This window comes from Cytophagales bacterium (assembly GCA_033344775.1).
Taxonomy (GTDB): Bacteria; Bacteroidota; Bacteroidia; order Cytophagales; family Cyclobacteriaceae; genus JAWPMT01.
The window spans coordinates 893,705-917,095 of the sequence record JAWPMT010000004.1 but is presented as its reverse complement, the minus strand read 5'-3'; the positions used below and the strand labels follow the sequence as shown (position 1 = coordinate 917,095).

At 44.4% G+C, this 23,391-nt stretch carries 19 protein-coding genes; 11 read left to right on the top strand and 8 right to left on the bottom strand.

Annotation, left to right across the window (positions count from 1 at the left end; genetic code table 11):
- Positions 1-231 precede the first annotated feature (231 nt).
- Complete coding sequence (locus tag R8G66_12625) at positions 232-1,461, bottom strand: serine hydrolase (GenBank protein MDW3193209.1); 1,230 nt, start codon at positions 1,459-1,461, stop codon at positions 232-234.
- Positions 1,462-1,649: 188 nt separating this feature from the next.
- Here R8G66_12625 and R8G66_12620 point away from each other — a divergent pair, with 188 nt between their 5' ends.
- The 7 genes from R8G66_12620 to R8G66_12590 all read left to right on the top strand — a co-directional run bounded on the left by R8G66_12620 (position 1,650) and on the right by R8G66_12590 (position 11,750).
- Positions 1,650-2,873, top strand: a complete 1,224-nt coding sequence (locus R8G66_12620) for a nucleoside permease (GenBank protein MDW3193208.1) — start codon at positions 1,650-1,652, stop codon at positions 2,871-2,873.
- Between the two features lie 40 nt (positions 2,874-2,913).
- Positions 2,914-4,050 carry a Gfo/Idh/MocA family oxidoreductase gene (locus R8G66_12615; protein MDW3193207.1) on the top strand — a complete coding sequence of 379 codons (1,137 nt, stop codon included), beginning with the start codon at positions 2,914-2,916 and terminating at the stop codon, positions 4,048-4,050.
- Between the two features lie 253 nt (positions 4,051-4,303).
- A complete protein-coding gene (locus R8G66_12610) occupies positions 4,304-5,356 on the top strand; it encodes a sugar phosphate isomerase/epimerase (protein MDW3193206.1) in 1,053 nt (350 codons plus the stop codon).
- Between the two features lie 33 nt (positions 5,357-5,389).
- On the top strand, positions 5,390-9,007 hold the full coding sequence (locus R8G66_12605; GenBank protein ID MDW3193205.1) for a family 16 glycoside hydrolase: 3,618 nt from the start codon (positions 5,390-5,392) through the stop codon (positions 9,005-9,007).
- Between the two features lie 10 nt (positions 9,008-9,017).
- Positions 9,018-9,944 carry a sugar phosphate isomerase/epimerase gene (locus R8G66_12600; protein MDW3193204.1) on the top strand — a complete coding sequence of 309 codons (927 nt, stop codon included), beginning with the start codon at positions 9,018-9,020 and terminating at the stop codon, positions 9,942-9,944.
- A gap of 18 nt (positions 9,945-9,962) precedes the next feature.
- Entirely contained in the window at positions 9,963-10,319 is a 357-nt protein-coding gene (locus R8G66_12595) for a transmembrane 220 family protein (GenBank protein ID MDW3193203.1), read from the top strand.
- Between the two features lie 6 nt (positions 10,320-10,325).
- On the top strand, positions 10,326-11,750 hold the full coding sequence (locus tag R8G66_12590; protein ID MDW3193202.1) for a sulfatase: 1,425 nt from the start codon (positions 10,326-10,328) through the stop codon (positions 11,748-11,750).
- Between the two features lie 2 nt (positions 11,751-11,752).
- On the opposite strand, the gene R8G66_12585 is transcribed toward R8G66_12590, so the two are convergent.
- The 7 genes from R8G66_12585 to R8G66_12555 form a co-directional block, all read right to left on the bottom strand.
- A complete protein-coding gene (locus R8G66_12585; protein ID MDW3193201.1) occupies positions 11,753-13,753 on the bottom strand; it encodes a methyl-accepting chemotaxis protein in 2,001 nt (666 codons plus the stop codon).
- A 98-nt stretch (positions 13,754-13,851) separates the two neighbouring features.
- The gene (locus tag R8G66_12580) at positions 13,852-14,361 is read right to left on the bottom strand and encodes a hypothetical protein (protein MDW3193200.1); all 510 of its coding nucleotides are present in this window, start codon (positions 14,359-14,361) and stop codon (positions 13,852-13,854) included.
- A gap of 86 nt (positions 14,362-14,447) precedes the next feature.
- Complete coding sequence (locus tag R8G66_12575; protein MDW3193199.1) at positions 14,448-15,059, bottom strand: ABC transporter ATP-binding protein; 612 nt, start codon at positions 15,057-15,059, stop codon at positions 14,448-14,450.
- Positions 15,060-15,064: 5 nt separating this feature from the next.
- Entirely contained in the window at positions 15,065-15,841 is a 777-nt protein-coding gene (gene lpxA / locus R8G66_12570; protein MDW3193198.1) for an acyl-ACP--UDP-N-acetylglucosamine O-acyltransferase, read from the bottom strand.
- Positions 15,838-17,229 (bottom strand): bifunctional UDP-3-O-[3-hydroxymyristoyl] N-acetylglucosamine deacetylase/3-hydroxyacyl-ACP dehydratase, encoded by a 1,392-nt coding sequence (locus R8G66_12565; protein MDW3193197.1) that lies wholly within the window; start codon positions 17,227-17,229, stop codon positions 15,838-15,840. The genes lpxA and R8G66_12565 overlap by 4 nt, the downstream gene beginning before the upstream one ends.
- 92 nt (positions 17,230-17,321) lie before the next feature.
- Positions 17,322-18,380, bottom strand: coding sequence for a UDP-3-O-(3-hydroxymyristoyl)glucosamine N-acyltransferase (gene lpxD, locus R8G66_12560; GenBank protein ID MDW3193196.1), 1,059 nt, complete (start codon positions 18,378-18,380; stop codon positions 17,322-17,324).
- Positions 18,381-18,422: 42 nt separating this feature from the next.
- Positions 18,423-19,658, bottom strand: coding sequence for an HD domain-containing protein (locus R8G66_12555; protein MDW3193195.1), 1,236 nt, complete (start codon positions 19,656-19,658; stop codon positions 18,423-18,425).
- 148 nt (positions 19,659-19,806) lie between these two features.
- Between R8G66_12555 and R8G66_12550 the strand changes: the two genes are divergently transcribed.
- The 4 genes from R8G66_12550 to R8G66_12535 all read left to right on the top strand — a co-directional run bounded on the left by R8G66_12550 (position 19,807) and on the right by R8G66_12535 (position 23,365).
- Positions 19,807-21,357 carry a PglZ domain-containing protein gene (locus R8G66_12550; GenBank protein MDW3193194.1) on the top strand — a complete coding sequence of 517 codons (1,551 nt, stop codon included), beginning with the start codon at positions 19,807-19,809 and terminating at the stop codon, positions 21,355-21,357.
- Positions 21,354-21,773 (top strand): tRNA (adenosine(37)-N6)-threonylcarbamoyltransferase complex ATPase subunit type 1 TsaE, encoded by a 420-nt coding sequence (gene tsaE / locus R8G66_12545; protein MDW3193193.1) that lies wholly within the window; start codon positions 21,354-21,356, stop codon positions 21,771-21,773. The genes R8G66_12550 and tsaE overlap by 4 nt, the downstream gene beginning before the upstream one ends.
- The gene (locus tag R8G66_12540; GenBank protein ID MDW3193192.1) at positions 21,774-22,997 is read left to right on the top strand and encodes an alanine dehydrogenase; all 1,224 of its coding nucleotides are present in this window, start codon (positions 21,774-21,776) and stop codon (positions 22,995-22,997) included.
- Positions 22,998-23,158: 161 nt separating this feature from the next.
- On the top strand, positions 23,159-23,365 hold the full coding sequence (locus tag R8G66_12535; GenBank protein MDW3193191.1) for a hypothetical protein: 207 nt from the start codon (positions 23,159-23,161) through the stop codon (positions 23,363-23,365).
- Positions 23,366-23,391 lie beyond the last annotated feature (26 nt).

Sequence of the window (23,391 nt, the reverse complement as noted above, 5' to 3'; positions counted from 1 at the left end):
TAAGTCGCTTCATTGGACCTATGGGCTTCATTAAGTGTTACAGTAGCAATAAGAATTACCCTACCAGACATTAAAAAATAATTATGGAAGATGGAGAAATTAAGATTCGGGGATGCTTTGAAGACTCAAAACCATCTCAAGGTAAATGAATAAAAGTAGGTTATCTAAAAATCAAAAGTTGCGTCATTGGTCCATCACTTTGGTTGATCAAATATTGAACAACTCATAAAATCAATACCCCAATCGGCTAAAGTCGGAGGGGTAACTTCTTTTTCGCGTCGTTTCATATTGATAGATCGCGCGTCCCAGATGGCCAAAGAAAGGCATCCCGATGGTTTCGTATTCGTATACCCCATCATTGTAGGTGTCGTTTTCATTTACTTTGATCGTGGCAGCAAGGAAAAATTCAATCTTACTTTCCCTATCGATGATATAGGATACATCCGTTAAAAAACCGTAAGCCCAACCTACTTTGTTGAAGATTTTGATGGCAGGTGGGAGGTCTCCTTGTTCCTGATCGCCGTAAATGAAGAATTTCACATAATTATCTTCTTTCTCTTTGTAGGCCTCTATACCGCTTTCTGCCGGAAAGGTGGACATCCATTTGTAGAGGAATTGATAATCTTCATCATTGAGATCAAACCGGCGGTGAGCTGGTGTTTGTTCCGGAAACATGACAGCTTTCAGGACATCATGCATGTCTCGCAAGGAAAAGAAATTTTTCACCGAAAAATCAAATGGCGCATTGACCAGCTCCCCTGCTTTATTGATGTGAGCCACACCCAATTGTTCGTTCTTGGTAACCACTTTGTTGGCTGCTGCAATCTGGCTGAGGACTTCACCCTGATGGTAGATCAATTCATCGCCCTTATAAAAGGAGATAGGATTCGTATATTGATTGTCATCAAAGCTGAAAGGAAAACCTTCCGGACCCAGTCGGTGGAGGATGCGCGTATCCTTGTAGCCTTTTTCATGTAATCGACTTGTGAACTGCTCCTGACCAATGAATTCGTACAAGCGATTGTATGCATCATTGTCACTCACCAGAAAAATCTTTTTGATGTAATGAGCGATAGTAGCAGCTCCGTCACTGGAAGTACTGTCTCCGGTTACTGGAACTTGTGGCTCACGCGCAGCGCCAACTTTCAAAGGCGATTGTGCATCCAGTCCCAGAATGTTTAGTTGATTGAGCTTTTCTAATGCCAGGAAAGCAGCGGGCATTTTCACCGTGCTTGCCGGATAATAATATTCAGTTTCCTGAAGGCCCCATTCAAAGCTTCTAAAAGTTGGTTGATTGTTTTTATCTCTATCGATACGTGTATAGACGATCTGGATCTGATGTTTGGACCGGTCTTTAGATAGTTCCTTCAAAAAAGGGTTAGAAGAAATGATATTTTGTAGCGGGTTTTGGGCCATAGCGATGCCAGGCACCATGAATAATAAGCAGATCAGAGTACGCATTTAGCCAAGATACTTTAATACCGTGTTTGCCCAAAGGATTAAAAAGCGTTTCTGAGAATGTTTCTGTTCATGAATTTTAGAAATCGTTTGCATCTCCAATGTACTCCGCTAGCCCCAGCATTTCTTGCGAATCCTTCAAATTGGTGCTACTTTTCATTCTATTTCTTAGGAAATCCTGACTTAACCCAATGAATATTTCGACCTATATCAGGCTTAGTGCCATGATGTTTCTTCAGTTTTTTATCTGGGGAAGCTGGTTCGTGACCATGGGGACATTTCTGGATAACAATCTTGGAGCCGATGGAGCACAAATTGGATTGGCCTACAGTACACAATCCTGGGGTGCGATTCTGGCCCCTTTTATCATCGGTTTAATTGCCGACAGGTACTTCAATGCAGAGCGAATTCTGGGTTTTTTGCACCTTTTAGGAGGAGCCTTGATGTTTCTGCTTTACCAGACGTCTTCTTTCGATGTTTTCTATCCCTATATCCTTAGCTACATGATTCTCTACATGCCAACATTGGCGCTGGTGAATTCGGTGGCATTCCGGCAATTGGATGATCCTTCCAAAAGTTTTTCATGGATCCGCGTATGGGGCAGTGCGGGTTGGATCATTGCTGGTTTGGTGATCAGCTACTTTTCCTGGGATGCACAGACGGCTGTGAAGGAAGGTCTGTTGCGCAATACCTTCTTATTAGGGGCGGGTGCGTCTACGCTTTTGGGACTTTTCAGTTTCACTTTGCCTAAAACTCCACCGCTGGTTTCAAGGAAAGAAAAGGTAAGCTTTGGTCACATGATCGGAATGGAGGCCATCTCACTGCTGAAGGATAGGAACTATGCGATTTTCTTCATTTCATCCGTGCTGATCTGTATTCCATTGGCTTTTTATTATTCTAATGCTAACCTCTTTCTGGTAGAATTGAATGTAGAAAACTCCGCTGGCAAGATGACCCTGGGGCAAGTGTCCGAAGTAGCTTTCATGTTGCTTCTTCCTATCTTCCTGAAACACTATGGTGTGAAGAAAACCTTGTTAGTAGGAATGATGGCCTGGGCGGTAAGATATGTGCTGTTCGCCTATGGAAATGAAGGATCATTTGTCTTCATGATCTTACTCGGCATTGGACTGCATGGTGTCTGTTATGACTTCTTCTTTGTCTCGGGGCAGATTTACACCGATTCTAAGGCAGGAGAACAATATAAAAGTGCGGCACAGGGAATGATCACACTTGCTACCTATGGCATAGGAATGTTGATTGGCTACTGGGCTGCAGGTAAGATTACCGATCAATATGTCATGGAAGTAGGACACGATTGGCCAGCGATCTGGGTGATGCCCGCTGGTTTTGCATTGCTCGTATTTTTCCTGTTTGCCATTGCCTTCAAAAATGAAAAAGTAAAATACCAGGAGTAACTGGTCTCAATTTTTAGCTAAACTGAATACACATATATCGATGATTAAGAAAAGAATAAAAATGGGGATGATTGGAGGGGGACACAACTCCTTCATTGGTATCCTTCACCGAATTGCGGCTTACATGGGTGAGCACTATGAAATTGTTGGTGGCGTTTTCGACAGTGATTTCGAACAAGGTAAATCCTTTGCTCAGCAATTGGATCTGGATCTTTCCAGGGTTTACCCGAATCTTAGTGCATTCATTGCAGGTGAGAATGGCCTTTCAGAGGAAAATCGTATTCAGGTGGTGGTGATTGTCACGCCAAATTTCCTGCATTATTCGATGGCCAAAGAATTGATCTCAGCCAATTTCAATGTGATCTGCGAGAAGCCTATGACCATGAATGCGACAGAGGCAGTCGAATTGGAGCAGCTGGTTGAAAAACATGGTGTCACGTTCGCACTTACGCATACCTATACAGGCTATCCGATGGTCCGCCAGATGAAATCCATGATCAAAGAAGGAGTGATCGGCAAAATCCAGAAGGTAGATTCACAGTATTACCAGGGATGGATAAATCCGGTGATTCACGATATAGAGAAAAGAAAAACGGTTTGGCGCCTGGATCCGGCTAAGGCAGGAATCAGTAGCTGTATTGGTGATATTGGCGTACACTCTTTCAATATGGTGGAGTATACTACGGGACTGAAGGTGAAGAAAGTGCTTTCGGACACGAATACCCTCTATGATAACAACCCCCTGGATGTGGATGGGACGATACTGGCTCGCTTTGAAGACGATACCCGATGTGTGATCCGTGCCAGTCAGATTGCGACAGGTGAAGAGAACGCTTTAGCGATTTCAGTTTATGGAACGAAAGGGGCATTAAAGTGGGAACAGGAAAATCCTAATTATCTCTACTATTGTGACGAAGGCAAACCCTGGCAAATCATGAAGCCTGGTAATCCGTACAATGGAGATTTTGCGGCGGAGAGTACAAAAATGGCACCAGGACACCCGGAAGGAATTTTCGATTCGATGGGTAATATCTACAATGGTGCAGCCAAGTCCATTCGAGGCGAAGATTTCCATGAAGGAGCTTTCCCAACGGTGAACGATGGAGTAAGAGGCATGCAGTTCATCGAGGCAGTGATCGAATCGTCGGAGAAAGGGAATGTTTGGATTGAGTTCTAATTTATTGAAGTACCAAGATTTGAGAATGGTAGTGGCTTCAATTCATTTGAAAGTGTAAGTAAGCCATTACTTAAGCCTTAAATTTTTGTCCGTCATTCCCAGCGCAGGCGAGGGTGCCCGACCAGGGAATCTCAATGAATTCAGCAAAAATAAGCTTGAGATTCCTGAACACAGTCAGGAATGACGCTTAAGTAAATGGCTAAAAAAAACAGAAAATATTTTCTGCATAAAAGAATTATAAAAAGACGATATTATGAAGACCATAAAAGGACCTGCGATATTCCTAGCGCAATTTCTGGATGACAATCCACCTTACAATAACCTCAAAGACATTTGCGAATGGGTGGCATCTCTTGGATATAAGGGAGTGCAAATTCCATCCTGGGATAGCCGCGTCATTGATATTACGAAGGCTGGAGAAAGCAAAGACTATTGCGATGAGATCAAAGGTATTGTGAATGAAGCTGGATTGGAAGTTACTGAGCTTTCCACGCACCTTCAAGGACAGTTGGTAGCGGTACATCCTGCCTATGACGAAATGTTCGATGTGTTTGCGGATCCATCCGTAAGAAAGAATCCGAAAGCCCGAACCGAGTGGGCTAAGCAGCAAGTGATCTCGGCAGCCAAAGCCAGTCGACACATGGGGATCGACGTGATGGCCAGTTTTTCAGGAGCATTGGTTTGGCCATTTTTGTATCCCTGGCCGCAGCGACCTCAAGGCCTTGTAGAAGCTGGTTTTGAAGAGTTAGGAAAAAGATGGATGCCTATCCTGGATGCCGCTAAGGACGTAGGCGTGAGTGTTTGCTATGAAATCCATCCAGGTGAAGACCTACATGATGGTCTGACTTTCGAGATGTTTCTCGATGCGACCAATGGCCATGAAGCTGCTCAGTTATTGTACGATCCAAGTCACTATGTCTTGCAACAATTGGATTACCTCTCGTTCATCGATCACTATCATGAATTCATCAAGATGTTCCATGTGAAAGATGCAGAATTCAATCCGACAGGCAAAGCAGGCGTGTACGGTGGCTATCAAGGCTGGGCAGATCGTCCAGGTCGATTCCGCTCATTAGGAGATGGACAAGTAGATTTCCGAAGTATCTTTTCCAAATTGAGTCAGTATGGCTATGATGGCTGGGCGGTGCTTGAGTGGGAGTGCTGCATCAAGTCTGCGCAACAAGGGGCAGAGGAAGGTGCGATTTTTATCCAGGATCACATCATAGAAGTGACCGAAAAAGCATTCGATGATTTTGCCGGAGGAGAGGCCGATGATGAAGCGAATAGAAGAATATTAGGTATTTGATAGTACCTGGGACATATACAAGTTAGAAGAAGCATGAAGAAGTTATTTCCAGTTTTATTGTTATTGATCCTGTTTTCCTGTGGATCAGAAAAACAAGTCGAACGCCCCAGAGATCCTTGGGTATTTCGGTCTGTACTAGATGAGCAACCGCGTATGGTGACGGCTGCTTTACACAAGAACATGTGGTTGGCCTACAGTGCCCAAAATGCCACTTTGTACAAAGCATGGAAAGGGGGCGTCAATTTTGATGGAGCCGTATATACCACGGTTCACGGTCCACAACCAACGAGCAACGGATACGCTTATATCCATGATGGTAATGATGAGCAGTGGATGCTGAAAAAAGGCGCTGATCTAATTGAGGCCAATGTACAATACAAAGGGCATCGAATTGATAATGATGTGGTGACTTTCAGTTTGCAGATCACTACACCAGAAGGAGAGATGATCCGAATCAAGGAGACACCTGCCTATATCCGTAGAGGCAATCAAAATGGCCTAAATCGACAGTTCAAGGTTGAGAATTCCACGACATATGAAGTGGTCCTCCGTACTTCGATCAAATCACTTTTAGTTGAAAATGATTATTCTACTACCGGCTCATTTGAAGTCACTGGTCAGGAGAAAGTAGACTATCCAAACGGTTCTGTGATCAATGTTTCGGGTGATCTAACACTCGCTGCGAGTGAAACCAGCCTGAAGACGTTTTTCCATGCTGGTTTCGATACCCTGGGAGAACGGCCTGCAGAAGGAGAAAAAGAGCCCGAAATACCTCTTGGAGCACAATTAATCGAACGAAGTGATTGCCATTCCTGTCACAATGAAAAGGTTAAAACGGTTGGCCCTTCGTATTTGGCTGTGGCCCGAAAATATAACGATTCGGAACAGACCATGTCGAATCTTGCGCAGAAGATCATCCAGGGAGGCTATGGTGTTTGGGGAGCAGCAGCCATGACAGCCCACCCAACCTTGTCAGAAACAGATGCGGTTGAAATGGTGCGCTATATCCTGACACTGGATGATAACGATGAAGGTGGTGCAACGGCCAAGTATTCACTTGGTATGAAATCTATTCCTATGAAGCTTACTGGTGAATTTGATGCCACAGGTGGAGCAGGATTCATGGTCCATGCGTATTCGAATCTTGATAAGAAAAGCCTTCAGGAAGTATTGGCAGAAGACGCTCCGGTGAAGAACGGAGTTGTTCCTAGTCTTCATGTGTTGGACAGTAGGGACTTTGACGAGTTCGTAGAAAATTTTGTATTGAAGGTTACCGGTCAAATCAATATCGAGAAAGATGGCAGTTATGATTTTCGTTTAGTTAGCGATGATGGATCTTTCCTGTTTATCGATGGAAAAGAAATCATCGATAATAGTGGCTGGCATGGACCAAGACCTGTGGATGGTGAAATGTACCTTACTGCAGGTAAACACGACATAGAAATCCACTTTCAGCAAGGTGGCGGTGGTGCTGCACTTTCTCTTCAATGGTACAACCGTGACGAAGAGACCTTCCAGTTGGTGGATGAGCAAGTGATGAGCTACAGTTCGACTAACATCGAAGAGGTAGTGCCCATGGCAGATCGCGCAAGTTTGGTCAAAGAGATACCTGGTGATGCAATTCCTTTAGATGCAGTTCACCCATCATTCGATTTATATCAGGCACGTCCTGATGATTTTCAGCCTCGTGTAGGAGGAATTGATTTCTATTCTGATGGTCGAATGGCCGTTTGTACTTGGGATTCATTAGGCCCTGTTTATGTCGTTGATAACTGGCAGTCTGGAGACCCTGCCCAAATGACGGTCAAACGAATTGCTGCGGGATTGGCAGAGCCACTGGGCTTGAAGATCGTCAATGATGAGCTTTACATTTTGCAGAAGCAAGAATTGACCAAATTGATCGACCATGATGGCGATCAGATCATCGATGAGTATCAAACCGTGAGTGATGCCTGGAAAGTATCCTCAAACTTCCATGAATTTGCTTTTGGCCTGGTTTACAAGGATGGCCATTTCTACGCGACGCTGGCAACAGCCATCTTACCTGGTGGCGCGAGCGCCAACCCACAGATTCCGGATCGTGGAAAAGTGGTAAAGATCAACCCCGAAACGGGTGCTGCTGAGTTCATTGCCAGTGGTTTACGGACCCCCAATGGTATTGGTATGGGCATGAACGGAGAATTATTCGTAGCAGATAACCAGGGTGATTGGTTACCCTCCAGCAAGATTGTGCATATTCAGGAAGGAGAGTGGTATGGTTCAAGATCTGTTGATTTTGAGGGTACCGCTAACCTAACAGAAAAACTTCCAGTAGCGTGGTTGCCTCAGGATGAAATAGGCAATTCACCAAGTACACCGGTGGGCATTGAAGTAGGACCATACGCTGGGCAGATGATCCACGGTGAGGTAACGCATGGTGGTGTCAAAAGAGTTTTCGTTGAAGAAGTAGAAGGACAGTTGCAAGGGGCATTGTTCCGATTTACGCAGGGACTAGAGGCCGGAGTGAATCGCATTATCTGGGCTCCGGATGGTTCCTTAGTCATAGGAGGAGTAGGTTCTACTGGTAATTGGGGGCACACAGGGAAACTTTGGTACGGACTACAGCGACTGGTTTACAACGAGAAAACCGCTTTCGAGATGCTGAAAGTGGAATCGCGCTCGAATGGGTTCGAGATCACTTTTACCGAGCCTATTGATCCGAATGTAACATTAGAGGCCGATGACTTCCAGGTACAGCAGTGGTATTACAAGCCGACACCAGCATATGGAGGGCCCAAACTGGGACTGGAGCAATTGAAGCCGACTCAGTTTTCGGTATCCGCTGATCGTAAGAAAGTCATGATAACCCTCCCAGGGTTGAAGGAGAATCACATGGTCTATTTCAGGGTTGTTCGGCCATTTGGTAGTGAAACGGGCAATCAATTGTGGACCACTGAATCCTGGTATACCTTGAATAAAATCCCAGCGAATAATCCTGTGCGGCACAGTGGTGTTAGTACGGCGCACAATACGCTTACTGAGGAAGAAAAGTCAGCTGGTTGGAAATTGTTATTCGATGGGAAATCCACCAATGGGATCAGAAACTTCAAATTGCAGAGCTTAGGTAATAAGTGGATCGCTCAAAATGGGGCTTTACACTTCAAAGGGAAAGATGCTCCTGGAAACGGTGGCGATATCATCATTACGGATAAGGAATATGAAAACTATGAATTGTACCTTGAGTGGAAAATTTCTACCGGGGGCAACAGTGGCATCATTTACAATGTAGTTGAGAACGACCAGTATGATTATGTCTGGCAAACAGGCCCTGAAATGCAGATCCTGGACAATGTGCGCCACGGGGATGGACAGATTGTAAAGCATCGAGCAGGAGATCTGTATGATTTGATTGAATGTGGGACAGTAGTTGTGAATGAGCCACAGGTTTGGAACAAAGTACGTCTAGTGATGAAAGATGGTAAGGTACAACATTGGCTGAACGGGCATAAGGTCGTGGAAACAGAACTCTGGACTCCAGAATGGGATCAGATGGTGGCCGGTAGTAAATTCAAAGACATGCCTGGCTTTGGTACAGGGCGTAAAGGACATATTGCCTTGCAGGACCATAGCGATCCTGTGTGGTTCAGAAACATCAAGATCAGAGAACTTTAAGCACATAAGCATGAAAAGCAGAAGAGATTTTATCATACAATCAGGACTTTTAGCAGGAGGGGCGATGGTCCTTCCTGCCTGTGGTTCTGGATCAGAAACAAAAGAAGCGAAAAAGTTGCCTGAGCAGGTTGTTTTGAAGGCCAAATGGAATGTTGGTTTGCAGATGTACACCCTCAGAAATGAAATTCAGCAAGATCTCGAAGGGACTTTGCGCTATGTGGCCGATCTGGGTTACAATGAAGTAGAACTATTTGGATTCAGAAACGGTGAATATTTTGGCCGACCTGCCTCTGAAGTGCATCGAATGGTCAAAGACCTGGGGATGAGTATTCCAAGTTCCCACTATTTGTCCGGACGGACTCAGGAAGCCCAGGGGATGGGGACCTTGAAAAATGGGTGGGATAGTGCGATTGAAGCGGCTGTTGATGCAGGACAGACGCATATGGTAATCGCTTATCTTTTCGATGGCGAGCGCGAAACCCTGGATCAGTACAGTGAATTGGAAGAAATGCTGAATAACGCAGGGGAGGCTTGCAAAGAAGCCGGAATTCAGCTTTGCTACCACAACCATGCTTTCGAGTTTGAGGCAATAGATGGAACACTCCCTATGTACCATTTATTGGACAACACGGACCCCAATTTGTTGAAAGTCGAGCTTGACCTTTATTGGGTGTACAAGGCGGGGCTAGACCCTCTGGACTTTTTCAAGAAATATCCAGGAAGAACTGAATTGTGGCACGTGAAGGATATTGGGGATCGAGGAGATGATAAGGATACCACGCTGGAAGTAGGGGAAGGAAGAATACCATTCAAAGATATTTTTGCAGCCGCAGGACAATCTGGTTTGACCAACTTCTTTGTAGAGCAAGATCATTCACCCAATCCGAAGGAGAGCGTGAAATTGTCCCTTTCCAGGGTCAAAGAATTACTGGCTTAAGTTCATATTAATAGAAGTATGGTCACTAAAATTATAAAGGCCTTTTTAGGCCTTTTATTCATTGTTTTTGCAGCTGTTCAATATAATGATCCTGATCCTTATGCCTGGATGGCCATTTATGGAGTGGTAGGGCTCGTCTTTTTGGTGAGTCTCCTAAGGCCAGTGTCCAAAAGGGCAGTGGGGTTTTTGATCATTGCCTTGTTGGTTTATTCCCTGACCTTCATTCCGGGATTTTGGGAATGGTTGAATCGACCGGAGAAGTCGGAGATTTTTGGAGAGATGATTTATGACCGACCTTACATTGAGCAAACCAGAGAGTTTCTGGGCTTGCTGATTGCTTGCAGTGCATTGTTCTATTTGTATCGCAAAAGTTAGGATTAAATGAGGTGTTTTCGTTGGCTGCTTACTCTGCTTATTGCCTCAACGCTGTGGAGTTGTACTCAGCAGCCAGTAACAGACCGTCCTCCGAACTTCATTGTCATATTTGCAGACGACATGGGGTATGGAGACATTGGCAGCTTCGGCCACCCAACCATTCAAACGCCCCATTTAGATCGGATGGTACGGGAGGGTCAGAAATGGACGCAGTTTTATGTGGCGGCACCAGTTTGTACACCTAGCAGGGCCGCATTGCTCACTGGTCGTTATCCGATCAGAAATGGGATGACTTCAAAGAAGAAAGGTGTCCTGTTTCCCAATTCAGCGGGTGGATTACCACAAAGTGAAGTGACGATTGCTGAGGTGTTGAAGCAAAAAGACTATGCCACGGCGGCCATTGGTAAATGGCATCTGGGACACTTGCCTCAATTTTTGCCCATGAAACAAGGTTTTGATCAGTACTACGGGATTCCGTATTCCAACGACATGAATGCTACGGTGAATTGGTCAGTCTATGGTAGTAACGTATCAGATCCCAGGTATCAGGCCACTACGGATATGTACAATGTTCCGCTTTTCGAGAATGAAAAAGTGATTGAACGGCCGGCTAATCAACACACCATCACCCGTCGATACACGGAAAAGGCGCTGGAGTTCATTGAGAAAAAGCAAGAAGAACCATTTTTCTTGTATCTGGCGCAAAGCTTACCACATATTCCTCTTTTCGTGCACGAGGATTTCCATGGCTCCAGTAAGCAGGGCCTTTATGGGGATGTCATTCAGGAAATTGATTGGAGTGTCGGCAAGATCTTAAGAAAACTGGAGGAGCTAGCATTGGACCAACATACCATTGTAGTATTTACTTCTGACAATGGGCCATGGCTGGCTTTTAAAACTCATGGAGGCTCAGCTGGTCCCTTACGAGCAGGGAAAGGAACCACATTTGAAGGAGGACAAAGGGTGCCAGCAATTTTCTGGGGGCCCGGAAATGTGGAGCCGGGAGTAGTCCATGAAATGGGATCGACCTTGGACTTAATTCAGACTTTCGCTGCAATGTCTGGTACCAAAGTACCGCATGATCGTAAAATGGATGGTTTTGACCTGTCATCGGTGCTTTCTGGTGAAAGTACTATCGGACCTAGAAACGAGTTTTTCTTTTGGACAGGTGCAGAGCTCTATGCGGCTCGAGTCGGGCCATGGAAGCTTCATATCCGTCAGACAGCTCCAATTACCTATTGGAATCGATTAGGACTATTGGACGAGCCAGAATTGTATAATCTGGAAGCAGATATTGCTGAAAAATATGACCTGGCTGACGAGAATCAAGACTTGGTGGAACAACTGCAGGAAAGACTCAGGTTACATAAAGCAGATATCACTGATCCATTGCCAGATAATTTAGCCGCAACATTAGATGAGGAGTTTTAGCATCACTCGCCTTTTGAAATATTGGCATCAGTCAGTTTGAATTGATCTACCTTCTCTATGAGTGACTGAGCGACGGTCATCACAAGCTCGGTTTGCTTGAAATAATCCGACATGCTATTGGAAAGCTGCGAAGAGGAGCTGGCAATTTCTTCGGTTCCGGAAGCTGTTTCCTCAGCAATCACCACGATTTCTTCCGTGATCGATTCCACTTGCCGGACATCATGGGTTTGCTGTTGGGCTGCATTTACAATGCTGTTGGCATGTTCCAGCGTCTTGGTGTAGGATGTGGTAATGCCTCTAAAAGCAGCTGATGTATTAATAGTAGATTGTTCAGCGCTTTTAATACGCTCCGCCATTTTTGAAATAAGATCGGAGGTAGAGCGGGTGGAAGTTTGTACTTCCCCGATCAGTTTTTCTATGTCCTTGGCAAAGGATCTCGAATCGTTGGCTAATTTTCTTATTTCCTCAGCCACGACTGCAAATCCTCGTCCCGCATCACCAGCCTGTGCAGCCTCTATGGCGGCGTTCAAAGCGAGGAGATTTGTCTGGGCGGCAATGTCTTTGATCATGTTCAACACGCCCGAAATTTCTTGTGTGATTTCCGTGAGGATAGCGATGGATTCGCCGCTCTCTCCTGACAGGCCCTGTACTTCTTTCATGACCTGATCCGTTTGCTGTATCACTTGAAAACCGCCGGTACTTTCTTGTACACCTCCTTCTGCAGCACGGTTGATGGTGACGGCTTGCTCATTCACTTTTCCGGAAAGGTTGACAATCCCCTGGATCAGGGAAGAGGAGCGGTCGATCTTGTTCAATTGATTGTTTGCCCCTTCGCTCATTTCTTTAGTCGATGCGGCAATTTCTTGTGTGCCAAGTAGGATCTCCTGACTCTCTGTCGTGATTTGTTTTGAAGAAGCGCCAATCTCGCGGATTTGTAACGCCAGGTCCCGAAGTAGCTCTTCGAGGATGTTCAATCCTTGATTCAGATTATTCGCCAGGTCATTGATGGTGCCTTTTGCCTCCATTTCGTAGCGTTGAGACAAATCTCCTTTTGCCAGGGCATTCGCTATGCGGTCGATTTCCAGGAATGGAGTCGCTACCGTTTCAAAAAGTCGATTCAACGATTCGCTTAGTTCTTTCCACTCATCTTTCTTGTGATCTGTGTTGATCCGAACGTGTAGATTACCAGCTTCTGTAGCTTCCTTTAGTACATATTTAATGTCTTCAAGGGTAAGCACCAGGTTTCTTCGTTGGCGCTTTAGCTCTTTGTTTTTAGCTGCAACTTCTTCACTTTGTCGCTCAAGTCGTTCATTTTGTTCGGAGATGCTCTGCTCGAAATTGGAATGGATAACCATCAAGAATAAAACCATGGAAATAAGCACCAAAATACTGGCGATCCAAAGCCCCTGGTGTAGTTCCCAGCCTAATTGTTCATAGGGTAAGTTGTCAATGATAATTCCCAGTGCCAATAATTGATGAAAGAAGGAGAAAGTGACAAGCTGAAAGATGATCAGTAACAGGAATAATCCGAGTTCTCTCTTAAAATCAATAACCATTAACGTGCCGACGATGGCCAGAGGAATAAAAGGTTTAAGTAGATGGACATTCATTAGTCCCACGTCAATTCCGGTTTCCGTAAAATGCTGATTGGCCCAAATGGTGGCGACGACCATGTAAATCGGCGTGATTCCAAGGATGGCTAACCTTGCAAGTACGTGATTGTATTGGATGGTGAATAATGCTAATGCCGGGATGATCGTGAATGCCAGAAAATATGGGCCGACATAGCCATAATCAAAGCTAGAGGCAAAAAGTGCCAGGAGTCCGGGATAGAATAATAAACCAAATGAAATGCCATTGGTAAGCAGTAATCGCTTTTTCAGCAACTCAGGCATTTTTGGATCGATGCCCCGGTTTAGGACCACTTTTCTTAACCAGGTTTCCTCGTTTGCAGTCATGTAGGTCAGGCCAGATGCTTTTTTAGCGGACTTGGCGATAAACAACCTAAGCTACACAATTCAATATAGACATGTTGATGTTTAAGCATTAAAAAAGGATGGCCTTTCGAGCCATCCTTCTTTAGTATTTTCTGCCAAGTATATTAACGAGTGAATTCAAATACCCATGGCGCATCGAAAACGCCTTCCGTTCTTCCGCTAGGATCAGGAATGGTGAAAGTCAATCGTAACGTTCTTGGTGTTGCCTCTAAACCAGAAAGATTACTGATAGCTACGGCTTGAGATCCATCTCTTGAGAATTCTTGTACGCTGTTTTCTCCGGAGAATACCCAATTACCAGAAGCAGGCCAAACGTCTAACGCGTTCGGTTCATCAGCGGTGTTATGACCTGAAGTAGAATATCTGCCGCCCCAAATTAATGTTGTGGCATCTTCTGCTCCACCGGAGAATGAAATGGTAAAAGAATTACCCCAGGTATCAAGTCTGGAGGTACCATCGAAAGTAACCGTAGAGATTGTCCATTGGCCATCAAGCAGTGCATACTGCTCTTCTCCTGCAGATGGAACTGGATCTGGCTCATCACCAGGGCAACCTGTCAAGACCGTCAGAGCGACCAGACAGGTGCTAAGTAAAAGGATTTGAAATTTTTTCATAAGTAAAGTGTTGTTGCTATGAATTAATACGTATCACCAAAAGTATGATTTTTTTACAATTTTTTCCCGAGAAAATCTCAATGGAATTAAGAAAAGTCGGTGATCGTCAGTTGGTGATCCGCGAAATCGTATTCATAACGTAAATTGGAGGCGATTATGATGGTGCAAGTACCTTTTTTTTTCAATATTTCTTCTTTGTACCAGGCGATCCCCTGCTCATCCAGATTTGAGGTAGGTTCATCGAGTAATAGTAAGCTGCCTTGTGAGAACAAGGCGAGGCCTAATTTTAGTCGTTGTTTCATGCCAGAAGAGAAGTCGCCCACAAATTTATTTTGAGCATGCTCCAACCCAACTCGTGCCACAATTTCTTCAGGTGAAATCAAACTTTCCTTGAATTGAAAGTGAAATTTCAGATGTTCGGAGAGGGTTAACTCTTCCAGTAGTTGTTGGTATGGAGCCGCGTAATTGACGGCTGTGATGTGATTTTCCAACTCAATTTGCTGCCCATTTTTTCGATAAACGAGTTTGCCTGAAGTGGCTGTGTTATATCCCGAAATGATTTTTAGCAGTGTGCTTTTTCCGGAACCATTCCTACCACAAATCGCATGCGTTGAATTGGATTCGATTTTGTAATCGAGCTTTTTGAAAATCCATTGTTTTCCAAATCGTTTGTTGATATGGTCGAGTTGGATTTCCAAAGGAATTATTCTACACCTTTCATAATTCCCCGTTCAGAGGAACGTATGAAATCAATGATGGTATCTCTTTCTTTCGATGGTGTGATCTCCTTTTCTAACACCGTAAGTGCTTTGGAGGTATTGTAATCACTCATGTAGATCACACGATACATTTCCTGAATTTGATTGATGACTTCATTTGAAAAACCTCTTCTTCGGAGGCCCAGGGCGTTCACGCCGCTATACCCCAGAGGTTCTCTTGCTGCGGAAACATATGGAGGAACATCCTTTCTTACAAAGGCCTTGCCGGAAATCATTACATGTGCTCCCACCTTGATGAACTGCCGGAAACCCGCCATTCCACCCACCACAGTGTAATCTCCAATTTCCACATGTCCCGCTACTTGAACCGAATTGGATAAAATGCAGTGATCGCCCAAGATGCAATCATGGGCAATATGGACATAATTCATGAGTAGACAGTTCGAACCAATGGATGTTTCTCCATGTGCTTTTGTACCCCTGGAAACGGTGACGAATTCACGTATGGAGGTGTTATCTCCAATAATTGCATAAGTTTTTTCACCTTCGTATTTGAGGTCCTGGGGTACTGCGGCGATTTGCGCTCCTGAAAAAATTTTGCAATTGTTTCCTATCCGAGCTCCTTCCATGATACAGGTATTAGGCCCGATCCAGGTATTATCGCCAATGACCACATCTGCTTCAATATAAGCGAAAGGTTCTACAATTACGTTTTTACCCAATTTCGCATCTGGGTGAATGTAAGGTGCAGGTTTCGTCATGCCTCTTTTTTTGTCAATACAGCGGTCATTGTCCCTTCACAAACCAATTGGTCTCCTACAAACGCTCTCCCTTTCATTTTCACAAAACCTCGTCTGATTGGGGCAATTAAGTCGCATTGAATGATTAACGTATCACCAGGGACAACCATTTTACGAAACTTGAAATTTTCTATGCCTAGGAAGTAGGTCAAATAATTTTGCGGATCTTCTAAAGTACCCATTGCAAGAATTCCACCGACTTGAGCAACAGCTTCAATTTGCAGAACCCCTGGGAATACAGGGTTTCCAGGAAAATGACCCTGAAAAAATGGTTCGTTTTGAGTCACGTTCTTGATTCCACAAACTTTTTCCTCATCTAAATGAATTACTTTGTCGATCAAGAGAAAAGGATAGCGATGTGGGAGTAGTTTTTGGATGTCACGAATATCGCAGACCGCCGGTTGATTTGGATCATATCTGGGAGCCTGATCCTTTTGCGATTTCATGGCGTCTTTCAGCAGTTTGGCAAAGGCTATGTTTGCTGCATGTCCAGGTCTGGCGGCCATGATTTGACCTTTAATAGGGCGACCTAATAAAGCCAAATCACCCATGACATCCAACAGTTTGTGTCTCGCAGGTTCATTATTATAACGCAATTCAACGTTATTCAAAATTCCTTTACCTGTTGGCTGTACTTTATCTTTTTTAAGTAAGTCAGTCAGGTAATCGAGTTCATCTTCCTCCACCTCACGGTCCACAATCACAATGGCATTACTTAAATCTCCTCCTTTGATCAGGTTGTTTTTATACAACTCCTCGATCTCATGTAAAAAGCAAAAAGTACGGGCTGGAGAAATGTCCTTGTGGAAATCCTCGATATTATTAAGTGTGGCGTGTTGACTACCCAGTACTGGTGATTTATAGTCTACCATCACGGTGACACGATAATCATCCAGAGGTAAAGCCACCAATTCAACGTCGTTTTTCTCGTCTTTGTAGAAGACACTTTTAGGAACTTCGAAGAAATTCCGCTGTGCATTTTGTTCTTCCAGACCTACTTCCAGAATGGAATCGATGAATCGTTCAGAACTGCCATCCAAAATTGGAGGTTCGGGTCCATCCAGCTGAATCAATACGTTATCAATTTCAAGTCCCACGAGTGCGGCCAGGGTATGCTCGACAGTGTTGATCCGTGCCCCGTTTTCTTCTATCGAAGTACCTCTTGAGAGATCGACCACATTGTCAACATCTGCATGGATGATCGGTTGACCTTCCAGATCGATTCGTTGAAACTTGATGCCATGATTGGGCTTAGTCGGAACAAAAGTCATATTGGACACCACGCCGGTATGCAGGCCGATCCCTGAAATCGTGATTTTTTCCTTGACGGTGTGCTGATTTAGCTTCATAGGATTGTCGCAAGATTATGAAAAAAAATGCAGACACGGCTTTCCCAGTTGAACATGTAATTGCAAGATTGTTTTAAAATGAATATATGGAATCAGCCGTGAGAGCCGCTACCTTTTTCGGGCGCCAAATTTAGAAGTTTTTCTTCAAGATCACCTAGCCGTTTGATTACATCTGGCAGCTTCCTGAAGATTGCATAAGATTTGACATAATTGTTGTAAGCGATGGCGGGACTACCGTACCAGGCACTATCTGGTTTTGTGTTTTTCGTCATTCCCGATTGTGCCTGTATTTTGGTGCCATCTGCCACTTTCAAATGTCCGACAATTCCGGCCTGTCCACCAATCACACATTGTTTTCCGATTTTGGTAGAGCCTGAGACTCCTGCCTGTGCCGCAATGACCGTGTTTTCTCCAATTTCTACATTATGCGCCACCTGAATTAAGTTATCAAGCTTCACGCCGCTTTTAATGACTGTCGCGTCAAATGTGGCACAATCAACTACAGTATTGGCTCCAATGTCCACATGATCTTCCACGATGACTTTACCCAATTGAGGGATCGTCTGATAGGTGCCGTCGGCCTGTGGAGCGAATCCAAATCCATCGCTACCCAGTACCGCCCCGGATTGAACGGTGCATTTCGAGCCAATCTGGCAATTGGCGTAGACCTTCACTCCTGCATAGAGGATACTTTGTGCTCCGATTTGTACATGATCTCCGACGTAGGTTTGTGGGTAGACCTGTGCGCCATCGCCAATCACAGCACCTTCACCGATGTAGGCAAATGCACCGACGTAAACATCTTTTCCAATTTGTGCACTCGGATGGATGAAGTTTGGAGATTCCTGTCCGGTTTTTGTAACAGAAGTAAGCCGTTGATATTCTGCAAGCAGGGTCGTAAAGCTGGCGTATGGATCATCAACTCGGATCAAAGAAGTACTGACGGGCTCCCGGAGTTCCAATGATTTGCTTACAATCGCGGCGGTGGCGGAAGTTTTGTAAAGAAATGGCTCGTATTTCGGGTTAGAAAGAAAGGTAACGCTTCCTTGCTGCCCTGCCTCAATGCTGCTAATCCTTGATACTTTGAGGCTACCATCGCCTTCCAGTTCGCCGTTGAGGATATGAGCTATCTGCTCTAGATTAAATTCCATGGGGAAATGGCGGATTATGTGTTCTGGTTAAAAGACCCAGCTTTACGCTGTAAAGTTGATGTCTTTAGGCCAACATAGGTAATATTTTTTCACAATCTTGCTCATGGCCTTGATGTTGGGCAAGTCCGTGGCATGAGCAACGTCCAAAACCGTACCATCTTTCATAAGTACCTTGATACTTTGTCCAGACGCGATATATGCCGCATTGGTTACTGTTCCTTTTCTTACGAAATATCGAGCATCCGTTTCCGAAAAGTCCCAGGCCCTGGCGACTTCTCCGACCAATTGATCATAACTTTCTTTCGGAGTTTTCTCATTGAGCAACTTCACGCGGAAGAGTTTTCGGTGCAGCAGCATTTTGCTGATGGTGTGCAATACCCGGTCCTTGTGATTGGACCAAAACTTGATGGAACCCCAAATATCGGTATCATCCATGACCATGAATACATCCAGAATGTCAGGGTCATCTTCAAAATCCTTTTGAGTAATGTCTCTTTCCAGAAATAATTTCAAGGCTGGAGTGGCAGTGATTTCTTTTCCTTCCTGTGTTAGTTTTTTAGCACGTTTGATCAATTCGATCAACATACGTTCGGCACTGATGGCTGTCTTGTGAAGATAGACCTGCCAGTACATCAACCTACGTGCGCTAAGGAAATTTTCGAGGCTGTAAATCGCTTTTTCTTCCACGACCAGTTCATCATCGACCAGATTCAACATTTTGATGATGCGTTCCGCTCCGATGGTTCCTTCACTTACACCTGTGAAAAAACAGTCACGCTGAAGGTAGTCCATTCGATCGGTATCCAATTGACTGGAGACCAGTTGGGTCAAAAACTTCCTGGGATAATGTCCCTGATAGACCTGGATGGCCATGTCCAGGCGTCCACCAAATTCCCGATTGAGCTTCTTCATGGTCCATAACGTGATTTGCTCATGGTGGATGTCACGAAACAAGCTGAATTCTAACGTATGCGAAAATGGCCCATGACCAATATCATGAAGTAAAATGGCAATGATGGCTGCTTCGGCTTCTGCATCAAAAATCATATGACCTTTGGATCGCAGCGACTCCAGTGCCTGTTCCATCAGGTGCATGGCCCCAATGGCATGATGAAATCGGGTATGCAATGCACCCGGATAGACGAAATCTGTAAGGCCTAGTTGCTTGATCCTCCTTAATCGTTGGAAATAGGGATGTTGGATGATGTCGAAAATCAGATCGGATTGTACAGAAATGAATCCGTAGACCGGATCATTAAAGATCTTCTTTTTATTCAAGTGCGTTTGCTTTTGTTAAGCGAAGTTAAATGATCAACATCTTTCAATTTAATTTTCTTGTATTGCGTTATTAAGAAAGGTGATCGATAAGCTTGAATAAAAGTCATTAACCATGTCACCAAAACAGATAACCGAATAAATTGCGCGTATGAAGTACAAAATTCTCTGGGCAGACGATGAAATTGACCTTTTAAAGCCACATATCCTATTCTTGAACAACAAAGGCTATGATGTGGTGCCTGTCCTGAGTGGAGCAGATGCGTTGGAGGAAATTGATCACGATACGTTTGATGCTGTTTTTCTGGATGAGAACATGCCAGGAATGACAGGACTGGAAACCTTGAACTATATCAAATCAACTCATCCGAATCTGCCGGTGATCATGATCACCAAGAGTGAAGAGGAGTACATCATGGAAGAAGCCATCGGATCCAAGATCGCGGATTACCTGATCAAGCCCCTCAATCCCAATCAAATCCTCTTGTCTATCAAGAAAATACTGGACAATGACCGGTTGGTGTCTGAAAAGACCAACCTCCATTATCAGCAGGAGTTCCGAAATCTAAGCATGGAACTTAATGAAGTGACGGATTACAAGGAGTGGGCAGAATTGTACAAGAAGCTAGTCTATTGGGAGATAGAAATTGACAATACCGAAGACAAAAGCATGCATGAGGTTTTCCAAATGCAAAAAAGTGAAGCCAATACGAATTTCGCCAAGTTTATCAAAGAAGAGTATGTGGATTGGTTGAACGATCCTGATATTGATCGGCCATTGTTATCCCATCAGGTATTGAAAAAGCTTGTATTTCCAGAGCTCAAAGAAGATCGACCAACCTTTTTGATCGTGATTGATAACTTGAGACAAGACCAGTGGGAGGTAATCGAACCGGAAATCGCTAAAATGTTCGAGATCGATTACAAGCAGCAGTACTATTCGATCTTGCCAACAACCACGGCTTATGCCCGCAACGCATTATTCTCGGGATTAATGCCCAAGGATATCGCGAAGTATCATCCTGATCTTTGGGTAGGAGAGGACAAGGAAGAAGGAAAAAATGCCCATGAGAAGGAGCTTTTGGCCAGACATTTGAAAAAAGAACGACTGGACATTCGTTTTTCTTACCATAAGATCATTCAGGCACATGAAGGTCGGCAATTCACAGATAGTATCAATAACCTGATGTCCAATCGACTGAATGCGGTGGTTTACAATTTCGTGGACATGCTCTCACATGCGAGAACAGACATGCAAATGATTCGACAACTGGCCCCTGATGAGTCTGCTTATCGTTCATTGACCTTAAGTTGGTTTACCCACTCTTCCTTGCATGACACATTGAAGAAGCTTTCAGAAAAAGATGTGAAAGTACTGATCACTACGGATCATGGAACAGTGCGTGTCAATCGGCCTGAAAAGATTGTTGGGGACAGAAATACCAATACAAATTTGCGTTACAAAGCGGGTAGAAACCTCGCTTTCGATGAGGAGGCGATCTATTCATCCAGAAACCCGGATGAACTGAAGCTACCTAAAGTCAACGTAAGTACGGCCTATGCCTTTGCGAGCGAAGATTCATTCTTTGCTTACCCCAATAATTATAATTACTATGTGAATTTCTATAAAGACACTTTCCAGCACGGTGGGATCAGTTTGGAGGAAATGATCATTCCTTTCATTTCCCTTTCACCTAAATGATCCTCGACAGGTACACCGAAGCAGACCTTTCAGATGTGGCAAAAACGCTCATCAAGCAAGCTGGAGATAAAAGAATATGGTGCTTTTATGGAGAAATGGGAGCGGGAAAAACCACGCTGATCAAGGAAATTTGCCTGGAACTTGGCGTGTTGGACGCAATGAGTTCGCCGACTTTTTCCATTGTTAACGAATATTTGGATGACCTGGGGGAGTCCATCTACCATTTTGATTTTTACCGACTCAAAGAAGAAAATGAAGCACTGGATATCGGTATTGAGGACTATTTCTATTCTGAGAGTTATTGCTTCATAGAGTGGCCGGAAAAAATCCCCAACCTCATTCCTGAAGCTCACCTGAAAATAAATATTAATTTAGTAGACGAAAAGACCCGAAGTATCAACCTGGAACGTACCTAAGTGGGAAAAAAACCGTCTGGCTTTGCCGAGATTGTGCGAGAGAGTGTACTTTCTCCTGAAGAATCACCTTTGAAATTAAAGAAGGGTGCAAAGTCCCTTTCTATTGGTGTGCCCAAGGCCACCCGATTTCAGGAAAGTCGGGTATCCCTGAAACCCGATTCAGTTTCAGTGCTGGTTAACAATGGCCTGGAGGTCATGGTGGAAAGCAACGCTGGTAAGCTGGCTAATTTTTCTGATAGGGAATACAGCGAAGCAGGTGCCAAAATCGTCTATGACCGAAAAGAGGTCATGCAGGCCGAACTCATCCTGAAAGTTGCCCCTCCTTCTTTAGAAGAGATCGAGATGATGAATACGGGTGCAGTTTTGATCTCAGCTTTCCAAACCGGAGAGCAATCCATTGACTATTTACATGCATTAGGGAAAAAGCGCATTACGGCTATCGGATACGAATTCATTCAGGATAAGGTAGGCGGGCTTCCCTTGGTTCGAGCCATGAGTGAAATTGCCGGAAGCACGGTCATGTTGATCGCTGCGGAATACCTCAGTAGCACTGGTGCCGGACGTGGAGTGATCCTTGGAGGAATTACAGGAGTGCCACCGACCAATGTGGTGATCTTAGGTGCAGGAACAGTCGCTGAATATGCTGCAAGAGCAGCGCTGGGACTGGGGGCAGATGTCAAAGTATATGACAATCATATATTTAAGCTCCGTAGGCTAAAGCATGCCATTGGTCAACAAGTTCATACGGGTACCATCGAAAATCCGACGTTGGAGCGTGCTTTAGAACAGGCCGACGTTGTGATTGGAGCAATTAGAGGTGAAGATGGCCAGAATGTAAGTGTGGTAAGCGAAGAAATGGTGGCCAATATGAAGCACGGTTCTGTGATCATTGACGTGAGTATTGATCAGGGTGGATGTGTGGAGACCAGTCGAGTTACGACCCACGATAAGCCTATTTTCAAGCAATATGAGGTGATTCACTATTGTGTGCCCAATATCGCCAGCCGAGTAGCCCAAACAGCGACTGTTGCCATTTCCAATATTGTGTCGCCCATGGTGGTGCAAATTGCCGAAGAAGGGGGTATTGATGAAATGATCTTCTCCAACCGCTGGTTCATGAAAGGGGTCTACACCTACAAGGGTACCCTTACCAATTTCCATTTAGCTAAGAAATACAACCTCGGCTACAAGGATTTGAGTTTACTGATGGCGGCGAGGTTTTAACGTTTGGTAATTGGTATTGCGTCATTGAGTACTTAAGTTCTGGACTAAAATCAAAACAAATAATACAACAAAATGAAATTCAGGCATTTAACTGCGTTTTTACTGGCTCTTTATCTAATCTCCTGTTCATCAGACGATGATTCCGATAATCCCGATCTGTTTTGAATTTTGGGGCGATCAGTAAAATTGCCGTACTGTCCACACAAGGAGGTAATCAAGTTACTGGTCCCATTGTAAATCCTGTCTCATTCTCAGGAAAAGGGGAATTGAGGATGTTTCGAGATGTATTTATTGGTCAGTTCTTTAGTGCCAATAATTACCAGGACGATCCTGAGCAACATCCTCGAATAATCTGGGATTTTGAGTAGAATAGAAACCGCCTACGATATACTAA